Annotated in this window: 18 protein-coding genes; 4 read left to right on the top strand and 14 right to left on the bottom strand. The window is 68.8% G+C overall.

All coding sequences use genetic code 11. The features are described from left to right. Positions 1-8 precede the first annotated feature (8 nt). The 7 genes from G6N34_RS00260 to ftsH all read right to left on the bottom strand — a co-directional run bounded on the left by G6N34_RS00260 (position 9) and on the right by ftsH (position 6719). Positions 9-1469: a DUF6779 domain-containing protein gene (locus tag G6N34_RS00260; protein ID WP_170311420.1), complete on the bottom strand. Its 1461-nt coding sequence runs from the start codon at positions 1467-1469 to the stop codon at positions 9-11. A gap of 69 nt (positions 1470-1538) precedes the next feature. Continuing rightward, positions 1539-2024, bottom strand: a complete 486-nt coding sequence (locus G6N34_RS00255; RefSeq protein WP_085152345.1) for a DUF3180 domain-containing protein — start codon at positions 2022-2024, stop codon at positions 1539-1541. Next, positions 2002-2544: a 2-amino-4-hydroxy-6-hydroxymethyldihydropteridine diphosphokinase gene (folK, locus tag G6N34_RS00250; RefSeq protein WP_085152346.1), complete on the bottom strand. Its 543-nt coding sequence runs from the start codon at positions 2542-2544 to the stop codon at positions 2002-2004. The genes G6N34_RS00255 and folK overlap by 23 nt, the downstream gene beginning before the upstream one ends. Beyond that, positions 2541-2945, bottom strand: coding sequence for a dihydroneopterin aldolase (folB, locus tag G6N34_RS00245; RefSeq protein WP_085152347.1), 405 nt, complete (start codon positions 2943-2945; stop codon positions 2541-2543). The genes folK and folB overlap by 4 nt, the downstream gene beginning before the upstream one ends. After that, on the bottom strand, positions 2938-3786 hold the full coding sequence (gene folP, locus G6N34_RS00240) for a dihydropteroate synthase (RefSeq protein ID WP_179965710.1): 849 nt from the start codon (positions 3784-3786) through the stop codon (positions 2938-2940). The genes folB and folP overlap by 8 nt, the downstream gene beginning before the upstream one ends. Next, positions 3783-4391 carry a GTP cyclohydrolase I FolE gene (gene folE / locus G6N34_RS00235; protein WP_085152349.1) on the bottom strand — a complete coding sequence of 203 codons (609 nt, stop codon included), beginning with the start codon at positions 4389-4391 and terminating at the stop codon, positions 3783-3785. Before folE ends, folP begins: the two co-directional genes overlap by 4 nt. 18 nt (positions 4392-4409) lie before the next feature. Further along, positions 4410-6719: an ATP-dependent zinc metalloprotease FtsH gene (gene ftsH, locus G6N34_RS00230; RefSeq protein WP_085152350.1), complete on the bottom strand. Its 2310-nt coding sequence runs from the start codon at positions 6717-6719 to the stop codon at positions 4410-4412. Positions 6720-6851: 132 nt separating this feature from the next. Here ftsH and G6N34_RS00225 point away from each other — a divergent pair, with 132 nt between their 5' ends. Next, positions 6852-7751, top strand: a complete 900-nt coding sequence (locus G6N34_RS00225) for an alpha/beta fold hydrolase (RefSeq protein ID WP_109788513.1) — start codon at positions 6852-6854, stop codon at positions 7749-7751. Positions 7752-8128: 377 nt separating this feature from the next. Further along, positions 8129-8860: an SIMPL domain-containing protein gene (locus tag G6N34_RS00220; RefSeq protein WP_085152353.1), complete on the top strand. Its 732-nt coding sequence runs from the start codon at positions 8129-8131 to the stop codon at positions 8858-8860. A gap of 109 nt (positions 8861-8969) precedes the next feature. Here G6N34_RS00220 and G6N34_RS00215 read toward each other — a convergent pair whose 3' ends face one another. The 5 genes from G6N34_RS00215 to dacB are packed head-to-tail and all read right to left on the bottom strand — an operon-like array spanning position 8970 to position 15121. Then, positions 8970-11153 (bottom strand): molybdopterin-dependent oxidoreductase, encoded by a 2184-nt coding sequence (locus G6N34_RS00215; RefSeq protein ID WP_085152354.1) that lies wholly within the window; start codon positions 11151-11153, stop codon positions 8970-8972. Between the two features lie 13 nt (positions 11154-11166). Beyond that, entirely contained in the window at positions 11167-11742 is a 576-nt protein-coding gene (hpt, locus tag G6N34_RS00210; protein ID WP_179965709.1) for a hypoxanthine phosphoribosyltransferase, read from the bottom strand. Positions 11743-11790: 48 nt separating this feature from the next. Further along, positions 11791-12753: a tRNA lysidine(34) synthetase TilS gene (gene tilS, locus G6N34_RS00205; RefSeq protein WP_085152356.1), complete on the bottom strand. Its 963-nt coding sequence runs from the start codon at positions 12751-12753 to the stop codon at positions 11791-11793. Next, positions 12732-13739: an Rv3626c family coenzyme F420 biosynthesis-associated protein gene (locus tag G6N34_RS00200; protein ID WP_085152392.1), complete on the bottom strand. Its 1008-nt coding sequence runs from the start codon at positions 13737-13739 to the stop codon at positions 12732-12734. Before G6N34_RS00200 ends, tilS begins: the two co-directional genes overlap by 22 nt. Then, positions 13736-15121 (bottom strand): D-alanyl-D-alanine carboxypeptidase/D-alanyl-D-alanine endopeptidase, encoded by a 1386-nt coding sequence (gene dacB / locus G6N34_RS00195; protein ID WP_085152357.1) that lies wholly within the window; start codon positions 15119-15121, stop codon positions 13736-13738. The genes G6N34_RS00200 and dacB overlap by 4 nt, the downstream gene beginning before the upstream one ends. Positions 15122-15215: 94 nt before the next feature. On the opposite strand from dacB, the gene G6N34_RS00190 reads away from it, so the two are divergent. Both G6N34_RS00190 and G6N34_RS00185 read left to right on the top strand, forming a co-directional pair. Beyond that, positions 15216-15704, top strand: coding sequence for an inorganic diphosphatase (locus G6N34_RS00190; protein WP_085152393.1), 489 nt, complete (start codon positions 15216-15218; stop codon positions 15702-15704). A 66-nt stretch (positions 15705-15770) separates the two neighbouring features. Beyond that, positions 15771-16289, top strand: a complete 519-nt coding sequence (locus tag G6N34_RS00185) for a 2-oxo-4-hydroxy-4-carboxy-5-ureidoimidazoline decarboxylase (protein WP_085152394.1) — start codon at positions 15771-15773, stop codon at positions 16287-16289. Positions 16290-16297: 8 nt separating this feature from the next. Here the strand turns inward: G6N34_RS00185 and G6N34_RS00180 are convergent, their stop codons facing one another. Then, positions 16298-16711: a hypothetical protein gene (locus G6N34_RS00180; protein ID WP_085152358.1), complete on the bottom strand. Its 414-nt coding sequence runs from the start codon at positions 16709-16711 to the stop codon at positions 16298-16300. Between the two features lie 59 nt (positions 16712-16770). Next, complete coding sequence (locus G6N34_RS00175) at positions 16771-17745, bottom strand: TerC family protein (protein WP_085152359.1); 975 nt, start codon at positions 17743-17745, stop codon at positions 16771-16773. Positions 17746-17816: the final 71 nt, after the last annotated feature.

The raw sequence follows: 17816 nt of genomic DNA, 5'->3' as shown, positions 1-17816 counted from the left end.
CTAGTAAGTCAGTCCTCGCGGCGCCGGCGTCGTCCGCCGCCGCTGGGCGTGGCCTGGAAGCGGGCCAGCAGTTCCGCGGCCGACTGACCCGCCGGCGGCGGGGTGTCCTCGGTGTCGTCCTCGGCGTTGCGGTGCCGGGCCGCCGGCGTGGGCTCGGGCGGTGCCGGGGGGACGGCGGGCCCTGATCCCGGCACGGAATGGCGGCCGCGGCGCTCGGACTCGGTGAACGACGGGGGCTGCGCGTCGGCCGGACGGTAATGCCGACCGCGCGGTTCTTCGGGGACTTCGGGTGCCGGTGCGGGCGGAACAACGGGCGGCACGGGCGTCTGCACAGGTTCGACGCCGTGACCGTTGGCGGTCGCCGGTGCCGGCGATCCGGGAATCCAGGTGTTGAGCGGCTGCCAGTCGGGATCGACCGGCGGCGGCGGGGGCGCATGCCGGGGTGCGGGCTCGAAACGGGGCTCTTCGAGACGGGGTGCTTCCGGCCGGGGCTGTTCGAACCGAGGCTCTTCGAAACGGGGTGCTTCCGGCCGGGATTCGGGCTCGAACCGCGGTTCCTGCCCCCGAGGTGCCTCGAACCGCGGTTCCGGGCTAGGCACCGGCTCGGAGCGCTGGACGCGAGGCGGCGGGGGCGGGGCCTGCCGCGGCGGCGGGGTGGGTTGCGGAGGCGGCGGGGCCGGTGGCGCAGGTATCGGCGCTGAAGTCTGGGTCGGTGGTGGGGGTGTGGGCGCAGACGGCTGGGCCGGCACCGGGGGCATCACCCAACTGGTCTCCTCCGACGCCCGGCGGTGCGAACCCCGGTAGTCGGGCTCCTCGACGCGGCGGCGCCGCCGTGGCCGCGGCTCCGACACCGGCGGCTGTGGCGGCAGCAGCGGTTCCTCGGGCACGTCGATGATCGGACTCTCGGCGGTGCGGGTGGTGTCGTCCTCGTCCGCGGGCGGGACCCTGCTGGCGATCACCCGGTCGGCCTTGACCGGTTCCGGTGCGCGCAGCCATTCACCGCGCGTGCGGTCGGTCTCGATGGCGGGTCGGTGCGCCAGGTCGGTGTCGAACAGGATCTCCAGATTGGTCCGAAGCGCCGCCAGTTCAGCGCGCAGTGCGGCCACCTCGTCGGCGGACTGCAGGCGCAGTTCAGACGAGATCTCGCGACGCAGGTGTGTCTCGACGGTCAGCTCGTACTCGCGGCGCGCCGAGATCTCGCGATCCAGCTGCAGGTCGTACACGAGCTTCAGGTCGCGCACCTTGGCCTGGTCGGCGTCGCTCTGCCTTCGATAGATGACCGAGACGAAGGCCGCGACGACGGCGGCCCACAACGCCAGGATGACGGCGAGCTTGAGCAGTTCGACACGGTTGGTGAACACCAACGCGGAACTCGCCGCAATGGCGAGGACCAGCAACACCGTCAAGAGCAGCCACCCCGGCCTGCGGCCGCTGCGCCGACTCTGCGCGCCGCGGGACAGAACGGTCATGCGCCGACTGTACCTGTGCGAGGTCACTGCGCGTGTCGGCGCGCTTCGGCGATTCTGAAGATCCCTGCGCTATTCCGGCAGACCCTGCGGTTCGTCGGGATCGTCCGTGCGGTCGCCGGGCGACTTGCAGCAATGCTGCAGCCACAGTGCGGCCACCATGAGCGCCAGCGCGCAGCCCGCCGCGACGAGCGCACCCGGGGTGTCCTGCTCGGCCACCCGCAGCGTGGTCCTGCGCGGCAATGTGTAGGCCAGCACCGCCAGCCACCACCCGAGCACCACCGCTCCCACCCAAGCCGACGCCTTGGCGATCACCACGGTGCGCGCCACCGCAAGCGGGTGCAGCCGATCTCCGCCCAATCCGATCTTGTTGTCGGCGATCTTGGTGCGCACGTGCCATCCCCAGACCGCCTCGACCAGTCCGACACCGGCCAGCGAGATCCCGGTCCAGATGGTCAGCGGCGGGAACCACCGATAGAGCAGCAGCACCGCAAGGTATCCGAGGACGGCGGCGGCGACCACGGCCGCGGCCAGGTCACGCTTTCTCGTCGGGCCCATGCAACTCCGCCGCGAACAGTTCGACAGCCTCGCGTTCCGACGCATCGACCTCATGGAGCAGGTCGAGCACGCTGCGTCGCTCATCGGCGACGATCAGGGTGGCCTCGGGTTCCACCGCGAGCCAGGGGACCAGCACGAATGCCCGCAGGTGCGCCAACGGGTGTGGCAGGGTCAATCCATCGGAGCGGGAGATCACCTCGGGTGCTTCGGGATTGGCGGGGTCCTGCACGGAGACCAGATCGACATCGAGCGTCCGCGGTCCCCACTTCTGCGCACGCACCCGGTCAGCGTCGCGCTCCAACTGCTGGGCGACCTGCAGCCATCCCGGCCCGTCGAGGCCGGAATCCTCGGCGATCACGATCGCGTTGAGGAACGGCCCCTGGTCGACACCACCCCACGGGGCGGTCTGGTAGACCGGCGACACCGCCACCACGCGCTCGCCGAGTGCGTCGACCGCACCCTGCAGGCGCGCCAACCGGTCGCCGAGGTTGGACCCGATGGAGAGCACGACGCGGGTCACAGGGTCTCCCCCGCCACCGGAATGATCGAACCGCGGCCACCGCGACGCGACCTGCGTGCGACCACGGCGACGTCGGCGAAGTCCAGCGGGATGGGCGCCTGGGGTTTGTGCACGCCGACCTCGACGGCGTGCACGCGCTCATCGGACATCACGTCGTCGGCGATCTCGCCGGCGACGGTCTCGATGAGGTTGCGCGGTTCCCCGCCGACGACGGCGGCGGCGCGTTGCGCGAGCACCCCGTAGTCGTAGGTGTCGGACAGTTGGTCGCTGGCCGCGGCGGCCGCGAGGTCGATCCACACTGTGATGTCGACGATGAAGTCCTGGCCGTCGCGACGTTCGTGGTCGAACACCCCGTGGTTACCGCGAACCTTCAAGCCGCGCAATTCGATTCGATCAGTCATTCACCCCTCCTCCGGCACCGTCCCAGGCCGCCAGCACCTTGAGGGCGTCCACCGAGGCCTGCACGTCGTGGACCCGGACTCCCCAGGCACCGTGGGTGGCGGCAAGGGTCGAGATCACGGCCGTGGCGACCTCGCGCCCGTCTGGCGGTCTGGCCGCGCCCTCGGCGTCGGCCAGCAGCGAGCCCAGGAAACGCTTGCGGGACGCACCGATCAGTACCGGAAGGCCAGTCTCGACAAAGCTCGGCAGCGCGTTCAGCAGCGCCCAATTATGTTGTGCGGTCTTGGCGAAACCCAACCCCGGATCGATGATCAACTGGCTGCGGGCCACTCCCGCGGCCAGGGCGTCGTCGATCGCGGACTGCAGTTCGGCACACACGGTCGCGACCACGTCGTCGTACTGCGGAATCTCATGCGGATGCTCGGCTTTCACCGAACGCCAGTGCATCAGCACCCATGGCACCCCGGCGTCGGCGACGACGGCGGCCATCCCTGGGTCCGCGCGCCCACCGGAGACGTCGTTGACGATCTGGGCGCCCGCGTCCAGGGCGGCCCGCGCGACGTCGGCGTGCATCGTGTCGATGCTGACCGTCATCCCCTGCGCAGCAAGCCCTCTGATCACAGGGACGACGCGGCCCGACTCGACGTCGGCGGCGATCCGGACCGCTCCGGGCCTCGTGGACTCACCGCCCACGTCGACGATCGTCGCACCCTGGGCGGCCAGTTCGAGGCCATGGTCGATCGCACGCCCGGGATCGAGGTAGCGGCCACCATCGGAGAAGGAGTCGTCGGTGACGTTGACAACCCCCATCACCTGTACGGGCAGACCCGCCGTGAGCGTCATTTACGCAGGATGAGTTCCAGCGCCTCAGCCCGAGAGGCCTTGTCCGACTTGAACTGTCCCCGGACCGCCGACGTGGTGGTGGTGGCGCCCGGCTTGCGGATGCCCCGCATCGCCATGCACAGATGCTCGGCCTCGACCACGACAATCACGCCGCGCGGGTCGAGTTTGCGCATCAGGGCGTCGGCGATCTGAGCGGTCAGACGTTCCTGCACCTGCGGACGCTTGGCGTAGAGGTCGACGACGCGGGCCAGTTTCGACAGCCCCGTGACGCGTCCGTCCACTCCGGGGATGTAACCCACATGTGCCACACCGTGGAAGGCGACCAGGTGGTGCTCGCAGGTCGAGTACATCGGAATGTCCTTGACCAGTACCAGTTCGTCATGCTGCTCGTCGAACGTGGTGTTGAGCACCTCGTCGGGATCCAGGTAGAGCCCGGCGAACATCTCCTCGAACGCGCGGGCAACCCTGGCCGGTGTCTCGATCAGACCGTGCCGATCAGGATCCTCGCCGATTGCGTAAAGCAATTCGCGGACCGCCGCCTCTGCACGCGCTTGATCGAACACCGGATGATCAACCGTTGCGGTCCGTGAATTCGGCAGCACCATGCAAGACTCCGTTCGTCATCAGGCATTTCCCGGCGGTACGGTCCGGTTCGCATCGCCGCCCGAAGGCTCGCCCGGCGGCGGGTTCTGCGGCGGGTACGGCTGATACGGGTAGGGCTGCCCCTGACCCGGGTACTGCTGCTGCGGCGGCACCTGCCAGCCACCCGACGGCGGTGGCGTGCCCTGCGGCGGCGGGTACCACCCACCCTGCGGCGCTGCACCGCCCGGCGGCGGCCACCCCGGAGCGTGCCACCCTGCGGGGGCGCCGTAGTCCGGCTGAGTCGGGCCGTTGGGGGGCTGCTGCGGGGCTCCATTGGTCGGATTCGCGCCGTTCGCACCGTTGACGCCATTGGTGCTGGCGTTGCGGATCGCAGTCTTGAACGCGGGCTCGGGCACCGGCTTGGGCCACTCCTCGCCACGTTCGATCGCAAGTTCGCCCGGCGTCTTGATGGGCGGCTTGTCGGACGGGATGCGGCCACCGAAGTCGTCGAACGCCGTGATCCGGGGCCGCTTCTTGACGTCGGCCAGCACCACCTGGAGTTCGGCCTTGTGCAGCGTCTCCTTCTCCAGAAGCTCGCCGGCCAATCGGTCCAGGGCGTCGCGGTTCTCGGTCAGGATCTCCCAGGCCTCGGTGTGCGCGGTCTCGATCAGCTTGCGCACCTCCTCGTCGATCTCGCGAGCCACCTCGTGGCTGTAGTCGGCCTGCGTGCCCATGGTGCGGCCGAGGAAGGGATCGCCGTGCTCGGTGCCGTAGCGGACCGCGCCAAGCTTGGCGCTCATGCCGTACTCCGTCACCATCGCGCGGGCGATCTTGGTGGCCTGGTCGATGTCGGAGGACGCTCCCGTGGTGGGCTCGCGGAACACCAGTTCCTCGGCGGCACGGCCGCCCATCGCGAACACCAGGCGGGCGATCATCTCCGAGCGGGTCAACAGGCCCTTGTCGTCCTCAGGCACGGCCATCGCATGGCCGCCAGTGCGACCGCGGGCCAGGATCGTCACCTTGTAGATCGGCTCGATGTCGGGCATCGCCCACCCGGCCAGCGTGTGGCCGCCCTCGTGGTACGCGGTGATCTTCTTCTCGTGCTCGCTGATGATCCGGCTCTTGCGGCGGGGGCCACCCACGACACGGTCGACGGCCTCCTCGAGCGCGGCGCCCGTGATGACGGTGCCGTTCTCGCGCGCGGTCAGCAGCGCGGCCTCGTTGATGACGTTGGCCAGGTCGGCGCCCGACATTCCGACGGTCCGCTTGGCCAGCCCGTCGAGGTCGGCGTCGGGAGCGATCGGCTTGCCCTGCGAGTGCACCCGCAGGACGGCCTTGCGGCCGGCCAGGTCCGGGTTGGACACCGGGATCTGGCGGTCGAAGCGGCCCGGGCGCAGCAGCGCGGGGTCCAGGATGTCGGGCCGGTTGGTCGCGGCGATCAGGATGACGCCCTGGCGGTCACCGAAACCGTCCATCTCGACCAGCAGCTGGTTCAGCGTCTGCTCACGCTCGTCGTGACCGCCACCGAGGCCGGCGCCGCGCTGGCGGCCGACGGCGTCGATCTCGTCGACGAAGATGATGCAGGGACTGTTCTGCTTGGCCTGCTCGAACAGGTCACGCACGCGGGAGGCGCCGACACCGACGAACATCTCGACGAAGTCCGAGCCGGAGATCGTGAAGAACGGCACCCCGGCCTCACCGGCGACCGCGCGGGCCAGCAGGGTCTTGCCGGTTCCGGGCGGGCCGAACAGCAGCACACCCTTGGGGATCTTGGCGCCGAGAGCCTGGTAGCGGCTCGGGTTCTGCAGGAAGTCCTTGATCTCGTAGAGCTCTTCGACGGCCTCGTCGGCGCCCGCCACATCGGCGAACGTGGTCTTGGGCATGTCCTTGGACAGCTGCTTGGCCTTGGACTTGCCGAAGCCGAAGCCCATCCGGCCACCGGACTGCATGCGCGAGAACATCACGAACAGGCCGATCAGCAGCAGCAGGGGAAGCATGTAGATCAGCAGGGAGCCCAGGGCGCTGCCCTGGTTGACCGTGGTGTTGATCTTGACGTTCTTGCTCTGCAGCGCGTCGAACAGCGGCACCGCGTACCCCGTCGGGTACTTGGTGATGACCTTGTCGCTGTTCTCGGTGTCGCCGTTGCCGCTCTTCAGCTCGAGCCGGAGCTGCTGCTCACGGTCGTCGATCTGGGCGCTGTTGACGTTGTCGTCCTGGATCTGTGACATCGCCACCGAGGTGTCGACGGGCTTATAGCCCCGAGTGTCGTCACTGAAGTAGAAGAAGGACCACGCCAGCAGGAGCACGACGCCGATCACGGTCAGCGTGCGGATCACGTTTTTTCGGTTCATCGTCAGTCTTTGGCCTGCGGGTGCGGGTCGGCCGGGTCCTTCCACGTGCGGGGCAGAGTTGTGAGCTGCGTTCAGTCAGGCTACCGCTAGTCCAACGATCGAAGGTTCCCGCCGGTGTGGTTTGGTGGCCAGGTGGGCGAACCAGACGAGCGTTTCGTCGTGCGCGACGGCGTCCGTCTGCGCGTCCTCGACGCCGGTGCGACCGGCGACGTCGACCAACCGGTGGTGGTGCTCGCGCATGGATTCCCCGAGTTGGCGTACTCGTGGCGTCATCAGATCCCGGTGCTGGCCGATGCGGGCTTTCGGGTCCTGGCGCCCGATCAGCGCGGTTACGGCGACTCCGACCGGCCCACCGCGGTCGAGGCGTACGACATCACGGCGCTGACCGGCGATCTCATCGGCCTGCTCGACGACATCGGCGCGCAGCAGGCGGTGTTCATCGGGCACGACTGGGGCGCGCTGGTGGTCTGGCAGACCGCGCTGCTGCACCCCACTCGGGTCCGCGCCGTCGCGGGCCTGAGCGTGCCGCCGATTCCGCGGGCGCGCACTCGGCCCACCGAGCGGTGGCGCGAGAAGTTCGGTGAGGACTTCTACATGCTCCAGTACCAGGCCCCCGGGGTGGTCGACGCCGAGATGGCCGCCGATGTCGCGGTCACCATGCGCGACCTGTTCGCCGAGGGCAGACAACAGGGCCTGCCCGACTGGATCTCAGCGGCCGACTTCGAGGTGTACGTGCGGCAGTTCAGCCGCACCGGGTTCACCGGCGCCCTGAACTGGTACCGCAACTACGACCGCAACTGGGCGGCGACCCCGCATCTGGCGGACGCGCACATCGACGTGCCCGCTCTGTTCGTCGGTGGAAACGCGGATCCGGTCCGGCACACAATGCGCCCCGAACGTGCCCGTGAGGTCGTCGCCGGCCCCTATCGGGAGGTCTGGGTCGATGGTGCGGGCCACTGGCTCCAGCAGGAGCGACCCGCGGAGGTCAACCGAATCCTGCTGGAGTTCCTGGCCGACGTCACAGGTGCGTGATCTCGCGTGTCATCTCGGCCCGCTCCAGGTATGCGGCGCGGACGGGACGGCGGTGTGATTCGGGTGCCACACCCACAGTCGCGGCGTTGGCGAGACCGTGCCAGCACACGGTGCACCCGTGTGCGACTTGATGTGCGAGCGCAGGAACTGACGGCAGATGCGCGTGCGGCAGGTGACCGATTCTCAATGCATTGGCGACCATGATGGTCCCCCTTCCGATCCACCGACCGCGGTGAGCGATCGGCTCAAGACCAAGCGTCGACCCCGCCTGTTGGCGGGAGCGTGAGTAGTCGACTACTTGAACTTGCGCGCAGCGCAGGTGAATTCCCGACGGAGCCCGCCGGTGGCACGCAGGGATCGCCGGTAGGGTGCCACCCATGCCCATCGCCGGGAACTCCAAGACCCCCATCCGGTTGTCCGTGGCCGCGCTCGCGGGCCTGGCCGCTGTCGCGCTGTCTGGGTGTGACGCCGTCAGTCCCGCGTCCGGGACGCCGACCGCGCGCCAGGTGACCGTCGTCGGGGCCGGTGAGGTGCAGGGCACCCCCGACACCGTGACCACCAATGTGGGGATCAGCTTCACCGGGACGGATGCGGTGTCGGTGCTCAACCAGACCAACGAACGCCAGCAGGCCGTCATCGACGCACTCGTCGGCGGCGGGGTGGATCGCGACAACATCGCCACCACCGGCGCGACCCTGCAACCGCAGTACGGTCCCGACGGCACCACGCCCGCCGGCTACCAGTCCACCAACACGATCGATGTGCGCATCCACGATGTCGACGCGGCGTCGCGTGCCCTGCCGCTGATCGCGAACATCGGCGGCAACGCCACCCGGATCAACTCCGTGACGTTCTCGATCGACGACGACTCCGACCTGGTCCGGGACGCCCGGGCCCGCGCCTTCGAGGACGCCAAGTCGCGCGCCGAGCAGTACGCCGAGTTGTCCGGGCTGACACTGGGCGATGTGATCTCAATTTCGGAGGCCACTGACGGCTCGACACCGCCGGCCCCGACACCCATGCCACGCGCGATGGCCGCCGACGTGCCGTTGTCACCCGGGCAGCAGACCGTGAGCTTCTCGGTGACCGCGATCTGGGAACTGCGCTAGGCCCGAGGTTCCTCCCGCGAGTGGCCGCATTGGGCCGCTTTCAGGCGGCGCGCCACGTACAGACACGGGCACTCGCCGGAGTAGCGGACTGCTGTTGGCCAGTGGACAGCTAGTGGACTGCGGTCACGTCCACTGCGGTCACGTCCACCGGGATGCCGTTGAGCACGGCCGTCCCCGACAGCGGATCGATCGCCGCGCCGTCGTTGAGTTGATTGACGTTCGCCTCGCCCCACCCGTGCGGGATGGACACCACGCCCGGCCGGATCGTGTCGGTGACCTCGATCGGGATGAGGATCTCCCCGCCGGGCCCCTTCACCGACACCATGTCGGTCAGGCCCCGCGACGCCGCGTCGTCCGGATGGATCTGCAGCGTGCACCGGTTGGTGCCGCCCGTCATGTGCATCCAGCTGTTGTTCGACCGCAGGTGCCGCCTGCCGATCAGGACCAAACCGTCCACCCGTGCGGCCAGCGACTCGCGCAACCGGGCCGCGTCGGCGATCAGTTCGTCGGGCGCCAACTCGACCTGACCCGACGGGGTGCGCAGCACCTCTGCCAGCCGGGGCTGAAGGGGGCCGAGGTCGATGCCATGCGGTGCGTCCAGAAGCCGCTGCAGCGTCAGCCCTCCCGGTTCGGCGCCGAAGGCGTCGCCGTAGGGGCCGACCCGCAACATCATGTCGAGTCGCCGCTCATAGCCCGGCCCCGCGGGCAGCATGCCGATCATCTCGTCGACCGAACGCCCGGCCACCGGCGACTCCGGGTCCTCCGACTCCTTGGTCAGCGTCCCGCGGATCACCTGCTCGTCGGCCAGCGTCGGGTCGGCGTGCACCCCCAGGCCGAAGACCAGAAGGGCGATCCTGGCCAGGATCTCGGTCTCGTCGGGCCAACCCTCGTCCAGCGGCAGCACCGGGGGTGAGTAGCGGGCGTTGTTGCGCACGGCGAGGTTGTTGAGCACGAAGTCGAAGTGCGGGCTGCGGGAAGGCGGTGGCGGAGGCAGGATCACGTCGGCGTGCCGCGTGGTCTCGTTCAGGTAGGGGTCGATGCTCAGCATGAACCCGACGCCGTCGAGCGCCTTGGACAGCCGGTCCCCGTCGGGCGCCGACAGCACCGGATTGCCCGCGATGGTGATCAGCGCCTTGATCTGACCGTCACCGGGGGTGTCGATCTCCTCGGCCAGCGCGACGGCCGGGAACTCCGACGTCACCTCGGGGTGGCCCGACACGCGACTGTGCCAGCGTCCCACCTGGAAGCCCCGGCCTCGATGCGGCGGGCGTGGCTTGGACGCGGTCGGCGACAGCGGGAACATCACCCCGCCCGGCCGGTCCAGATTGCCGGTCAGGACGTTGACGACCTCGACGAGCCAGCTTCCGAGCGTCCCGAACTCGACGGTCGAGGTGCCGATGCGGCCATACACCGCGGCACTCTCGGCGGTCGCGATCTCACGTGCCAGTCGCCGGATGTCCTCGGGTTCGACGCCACAGTGTGTGGCCACCAGGTCGGGATTGAAGTCCAGCGCCATCTCGCGGACCCGTTCGACCCCCGTGACATGCTCGGCGATGCCCCCGAGGTCCGGGGCCACCAGATCCTCGTCGAACAGCACGTGCACCACCGAGAACAGCAGGGCGGCGTCGGTGCCGGGGCGAGGCGCAAGATGCCAGTCCGCCAGGGCGGCGGTACGGGTGCGGGCGGGGTCGATCACGGTCAGCCGGCCCCCACGCCTGCGCAGCGCCTTGAGCTTGCCCGGGAAGTCCGGGGCCGTCGTGAGGCTGCCGTTGGACACCAGGGGGTTTCCCCCGATGATCACCAGGTGGTCGGTGCGGTCCAGGTCGGGCACCGCGAACGCGAACGGACTGCCGAAGAGATGTCCGAGCGCGACCTGCTTGGGCATCTGGTCCAGCGTGCTTGCCGAGAACACATTGCGCGTGCCCAGGGCCTTGATCACCATGGGCCCGTACAGCGCACCCGCGACGGTGTGCGCGTTCGGGTTTCCGACGTACACCCCGACGGATCGGCCGCCGTGCTCGGCGAGTACGGCACCCAGACTCTCGGCGACGGCGTCGAACGCCTCGTCCCACGTGGCCTCGGTCAATTCCCCGGCGCGACGCACCATCGGGCCCGTCAGCCGCCCGGGGTCGTTGTCGAGGTCGGCGAACGTCGCGCCCTTGGGGCAGATGAACCCCGCGCTGAAGACGTCCTCGGCGTCCCCGCGCGCCGCGGTGACATGGTCACCGTCGATGGTCAGGGCCAGGCCACACGTCGCCTCGCAGATCGGACAGATGCGGAGTTCCGTGCGCATGGCGCCTCCAAGATCAGTGGCTGTAGACCTTCGGCTCCAGTGTGCCGATGTAAGGCAGATCTCGATACCGTTCGGCGTAGTCGAGGCCGTATCCGACGACGAACTCGTTCGGAATGTCGTAGCCGACGTACTTGACGTCGATGTCGGTGCGCACCGCGTCGGGCTTTCGCAGCAGCGTGCAGACCTCCAGCGAGCGCGGGTTCCGGGTGGCCAGGTTGCGCAGCAGCCACGACAGCGTGAGGCCCGAGTCGATGATGTCCTCGACGATCAGGACGTCGCGGCCGTTGATGTCGCGGTCGAGGTCTTTGAGGATCCGCACGACGCCCGACGACGACGTCGACGATCCGTAGGAGCTGACGGCCATGAACTCCAGTTGCGTGGGCAGCGGGATCGCACGGGCGAGGTCGGTCACGAACATCACGGCACCTTTGAGCACCGTCACGAGCAGCAGGTCCTCTGAGCCCAGCAATTCGCGGTAGTCGGCTGCCACCAGGGCCGCGAGTTCAGCGGTGCGGTTCTGGATGTCCTCTTCGGACAGCAGCACCGATTTGATGTCCCCCGGATAGATTTCCGCAGAATTCACTGGCACGTTGACAGCGTGCCACGTTGCGGCGTGCAGGACCAACGCGGTGGGAGCTCACCGTGGTGTGTGTCGCAGCACCAAGCGGCCGTCCCGGCGTTCGGCGAACACCCGGCGGTCGGTGAACTCGGTGGCGATGGCGACGCCACCCTGCCCGCGCCACGCCGTCACCAGCGCATCGACTCCGCGGATGTGCCGACTGGTCAGATTGCGCGCCCCGCCGGCCAGCAGCCACTCCCGGATCGCGCGCAGGCGAACGGCCGCCGGCAAGCGGGCCAGCTTCACGGCGTCGAGGCCCTCTTCGGTCACGACCAGGGCGGCCGCCCGCGTCGTCAGTTCGTCGAGGACGTCACCGTCCTCCTGCAGCGCGGTCGCGGTGCGGGCCAGCGCCTGGGCGACGCCGCCGCCGAGCACGTCCTCGAGCAGTGGCAGCACCTCGTGCCGCAGTCGCGACCTGGTGTAGCGCGCGTCGTTGTTGTGCGGGTCGCGCCACGCCTGCAGTCCCAGGGCATCACACGCCGCCTCGGTCACCTCACGGCGCACGCCCAGAAGCGGGCGACACCACGGCGGGTCGTAGGGCCTTATCCCAGCGATCGACCGGGGACCGGATCCGCGGCCCAAGCCCAGCAGCACGGTCTCGGCCTGATCGTCGAGAGTGTGGCCAATCAGCACCGGTGCGCCGTCGCGGGCCTGCGCCAGTGCGGCGTAGCGGGCCGTCCGGGCCGCGGCCTCAGGACCGCCGTCACCGCCGACCTCGACCGAGAGAACCTGCGCCTCAACGCATCCCAGGGCGATCGCCTGGTCCCGCGCCCGCTGCGCGACCGCCGCGGAGCCGTCCTGCAGTCCGTGATCGACGATCAGCGCGGTGGTCGGCAGCAGACTCGCTGCCGCGGCGGTGAGAGCCAGCGAATCCGGGCCGCCCGAGAGGGCGACGCACCAACGATCGGCGCCAGGGAGCCACTCCTTGGCGAAATTCGAGACGGCGGTGCGCAGCCGGCCTACAGAATCCGGTCGATCCACAGCTGCGGCTCATCGATTTCAGCGGGCAACGGCAGGGTCTCCGCGCTCGTCCAGATGGTGTTGAAGTCGTCCATGCCGACGCGTTCCACGACATGGTCGACGAACGCCTTGCCACGGGTGTACTGCGCAAGCTTGGCGTCGATTCCCAGCAGTGCCCGCAGAAGTCGTTGCAGCGGAGGCTGTCTGCGCTGCCTGCGGTCGTCGAACCGGCGCCGGATGGTGGTGACCGACGGCACGACCGCCGGACCCACGGCGTCCATCACATGGTCGGCGTGGCCTTCGAGCAGCGTGCCGAGAACCAGGAGTCGGTCCAGGGCCTGCTGCTGAGGTTCGGACTGCACGGCCCGCAGGAAGCCCACCACACCGTCACTTCGGTCTCGGGCGAACTCCGCCAAACGTCTTACGACGGCAGTGAATTCGTCGCCGGCGTCGCTGGTGAGCACACCCAGCGTCTCGGCCATATACCCGGCCAGCCACGGGTTCGCGGTGAACTGCACGCGATGGGTCACCTCATGCAGGCACACCCACAACCGGAAATCCTTTGGTGGCACGCGCAATTGGCGTTCCACCGCGATGATGTTGGGATACACCAACAGCAGCTTCCCGCCGTCGGGCGAAAACGGGTCGTACTGGCCGAGGATGCCCGAGGAGACGAACGCCAGCACGGCGCCGGTCTGCGCACCCGTGATCCTGCCGGTCAACAGACCGCTGGCGCGCTGTTCTCCGCCGGTCATCACGCGCATGGACTCGCTGGCCGCGCGGATCCAGTCGGGGCGGTCGACGATGCGGGCGTCGGGCACTGGGCCGTCGGTGTGCAGCCGGGTGACCTCGCGGACCGGCGGTTCGGCCGCGCGCGAGGCCCCGGCCAGCTCCTCGAGTGCCTGATTGCGGGTGTAGTCGGTCACCGGCGGGGCGGGACGGGCCAACCGGGCGCCGAGTGTCGCGGCGAACTGCCAGTCGACGGCCTCGCCGACCGTGCTGCTCATCGGACGCACCCGCAGGTGCGCAGCGTCGCCGCCAGTGCGTCGATCGCGAGCCGACCCGTCGGCCCGGCGTTGTTGGACAGGAATGAGAAGGTCAGCACCCGCCCGCTACGGTCCGTCACCACGCCGGCCAGAGCATTGGTACCGGTCAGCGAGCCGGTCTTGGCCCGCAGCCACCCCGCGGCGCCCTGGCTGGCCACCGGGTCCAGGAAGCGGTCCGACAGCGTGCCCGAGCCTCCCGCGATCGGCAGCAGGTCCAGCAGCGGACGCAGTTCGCGATGGTCCGGGCCCGCGGCCAGACCGACCACCTCGTCGAGAGTCGTGGCCGTCAACCGGTTGTCCACGGACAGGCCGCTGGAGTCGACGAGCCGGGCGCCGTCCACGTCGACGCCCTCGGCCTTGAGCGTGCCGGTGATCGCGTCGACGGCGCCGCTGAAGCTCAGGGGCCGGCGCTGCTGGGCGGCCACCTCACGCCCGATGGACTCCGCCATGACGTTGTCGGAGGTGACCATCATCTGCCGAAGACGCTCGATCAGCGCGGCGGACTGCACCGAGGCCAACTCCTGGCCGGTGGCCGGCCCGGGGGCGGTGGTGACGGTCGCGGGATCCACGCCGAGGGCGGCGGCCAGCGCCCGGCCCGCGTCCAGCGCCGGGGTCAGCGACCGTCGGGATTCGACGGTCGTGGGTTGAGTGCGGCCACCGTCGAGCATCACCGATTCGATGGGCGCGATGTCGCCGCCGTCGATGTCGGCCGGATCCCAGCCCGGCGCCATCTTGGGACCGGTGAACAGTGACGTGTCGACCTGGACCGCGGTGACGTCGACGCCGCTGCGGCGGACCTGATCAGCGAGGTCGCTGATCCGTGCGGCGCCGCGATACCAGGTGTCCTGCTCGGGCGGTGCCGCCGACAGTGTCGGGTCCCCCGCCCCCACAAGGACCACCAGGCCCGGGGCCCTCGTCTGGTCGGCGGCGACCACCCTGGTGGTGATGCGCGCGTCTCGGTCGAGCGTCAGCAGAGCGGCCCCGGCGGTCAGCACCTTGTTGGTGGACGCGGGCTGCATCGGCAGGTCGTCGCCCTGCTGCCACAGTTGGTCGCCCGTGAGCGCATCGGTGATGCGTCCGGTCAGGAGGCCCAGATTGGGATCTGCCAGCGGCGGTGCCAGCGTGGCGGCCAGCCCCCTCCCGGTCGGCATCTCCGAGTCGTCGGCGACGGGCACCACTCCCGGGTTGGCCGCGGCGGGTGCCGGGCGCGGCGCAGCCTGGGCGTCACCACCGTGCCGATCGCCCACGAAGATCGCCGCGGCGGCGACCGCGATGACCACGACGGCGAGTACGCCGAGTCCCACCAGAAGGTGAGTGGCGCGGCGCCACCGCTGTGGATGCATGTAGAGCAGGGTATCGCCCCATCAACCGTCGACCCGTTCACGTTAGGGTGGCTCCGAGACTTTGCAGACCCAGCGAGGCGAAGGAGCCATGCCGGTGGAATTCGACGTGACGATTGAGATCCCCAAGGGACAGCGCAACAAGTACGAGGTCGATCACGAGACCGGCCGCGTGCGCTTGGACCGCTACCTCTACACCCCGATGGCCTACCCGGCCGACTACGGCTTCATCGAGGACACCCTTGGTGAGGACGGCGACCCGTTGGACGCCATGGTGCTGCTCCCCGAGTCCGTGTTCCCCGGTGTGATCGTCGAGGCCCGCCCCGTGGGCATGTTCAAGATGGTCGACGAGGCCGGCGGCGACGACAAGGTGCTGTGTGTGCCCGCGGGCGACAAGCGCTGGGACCACATCCAGGACATCGGCGACGTGTCGGACTTCGAACTCGAGGCCATCAAGCACTTCTTCGTGCACTACAAGGACCTCGAGCCCAACAAGTTCGTCAAGGCCGCCGACTGGGTCGGGCGCGCCGAGGCCGAGGCCGAGGTCGAGCGCTCGATTGAGCGATTCAAGACCAGCGGGCACTGATTTTTCCTCCCCGTAACACGGGGTAACGCCGCTGTCCAATCGAGTTCTCATGATGATTGTGTGCTGATGCATCAGGGGATGGGGTTGGACGCGTTCAATGCGCTGTCCGAGAGTCGCGCGGTGCACGCACTCTACGAATGCTGCAACAGCGTCATCCTGGCTCACGCACTGGCCGATAACCGGCCGTATGCGAGCCACGACGCGCTGTTCCGGCGCGCCGATTCACTGCTGTTCAGCCTGTCCGAGACGGCCGTGGACCAGATCCTGGTGGCGTATCCGCACGTCGGCCGCCGGCCCCGCAGCCTCAAGTCCCACGCCGAACAGTGCTCGGTCTGGGACGAGGACGAGGCGGTGATGGCGACACTGCGCACCACGGCGCAGGACTACGAGGACAAGTTCGGCTTCGGGTTCATCATGTGCTGCGGCGGTCAGACCGCCCGCGAGGTGCTCTGCGCCGTCACCGACCGTCTGCACAACGACACCGAGACCGAACGCAAGGTCGTGCGCAACGAGTTGGCCCGCATCAATCGCACCCGGTTGGAGCGCATGCTCGGCCCCGAGGGCGGCTATCAGAACTGGTACTGAGGAGCCCCTCAGCAGGCCGTCTTGAACCGCAGGCGCTGCAGGGTGCTCTCCCCGAGGGCGCGGGCGTCCTGCTCCGGCGACACCGGGATCAGCGTCACGCCGTCGGCCACCCCGGCGGAGTAGATGTCGGCCACCAGTCCAGCCAGGCCGTCGACCGTGCCGACGTAGTGCACGGTGTCGTGCTCGGAGGTCACCGAGGACATCAGCCTGCGGGCCGTGCGCCTGTCGTCGGCGATCAGCACCTCGAGATCGAGCACGACGGCCGACTCGACGGCCGCCTCGGCCCGGACTCGACGGCTGGCCCGCTGCGCATGCTGGAGGTCTCGCGCCTGAATCCGCACGGCCGGTTCGGCTCCGGCGGTCAGTTCGGTCCAGTCCGCAGCGCTGTCGGAACCGGCGATGAAGATGCGCAACGAGGACATGGGGCCACGCTAAGCGGCCCCATGTCGCACGTCGTCGGTTGCGCTCAGGCAGAGCGGAACTACGCCGACCGCTTGGCCTCGGCGCGTGTCTTGAGCAGGCTCAATATCATCGTGATGAACAGAGTGAGGATGATCACGCCGAGGCTCCACAGCGTCGGGATCTCCGGCACCGCCACGTGCTCACCGCCGTTGATGAACGGAAGCTCGTTCTCGTGCAGGGCGTGCAGGATCAGCTTCACGCCGATGAACAGCAGGATGAAGGCCAGGCCCTGGGACAGGTACACCAGCCGGTCGAGCAGGTCGCCCAGCAGGAAGTAGAGCTGGCGCAGGCCCATCAGGGCGAACACGTTGGCCGTGAACACCAGGTAGGGCTCGCGGGTCAGGCCGTAGATGGCGGGGATCGAGTCCAGCGCGAACAGCAGGTCGGTGGTGCCGAGCGCGACGATCACCAGGAACATCGGCGTCATGACGCGCGAGCCGTTCTCCTTGACCCACAGTTTCAGCCCGTCCCAGTTCTCGCTGAACTTGAGGTGATTGCGCGCGAACTTCACGATCCTGTTGTCGGCATCGTCGTCGTGGTCGGTGTCCCGCGCCAACTGGATCGCGGTGTAGACCAGGAACGCGCCGAAGATGTAGAAGATCCAGGAGAACTGGTTGATGGCGACCGCACCGAGCGCGATGAAGATGCCGCGGAAGATCAACGCCAGGATGATGCCGACCAGCAGGGCCTGCTGCTGATACACCTTGGGCACCTTGAAGCTGGCCATGATGATGATGAAGATGAACAGGTTGTCGATCGACAGGCTGTACTCGGTGAGCCAGCCGGCGAAGAACTCCAGGCCGAACTGCCGGTCGTGGAAATTCCACACGAAGATGCCGAACAGGATCGCCAGACCCACGTAGATCGACAGATACGTCGCGCATTCCCGCGTCGACGGCTCATGGGGCCTGCGGCCAATGACCACCACGTCGAAAAGCAGTACAGCCACAGTCACGCCGAGCGTGATGGCCCACTCAAGAGCGGACACGTTCATGCAGAAATCCTCCGGTCGCCAAAACGCCAGAGGTCTCTTCCGCCGCTAATCGTCGATGCGGCCCACGGCGC

Origin of the sequence: Mycolicibacterium confluentis, assembly GCF_010729895.1 — a bacterium.
Taxonomy (GTDB): Bacteria; Actinomycetota; Actinomycetes; order Mycobacteriales; family Mycobacteriaceae; genus Mycobacterium; species Mycobacterium confluentis.
The sequence above is the reverse complement of the archived record's forward strand: the minus strand, read 5'-3'. Positions and strand labels throughout refer to the sequence as shown.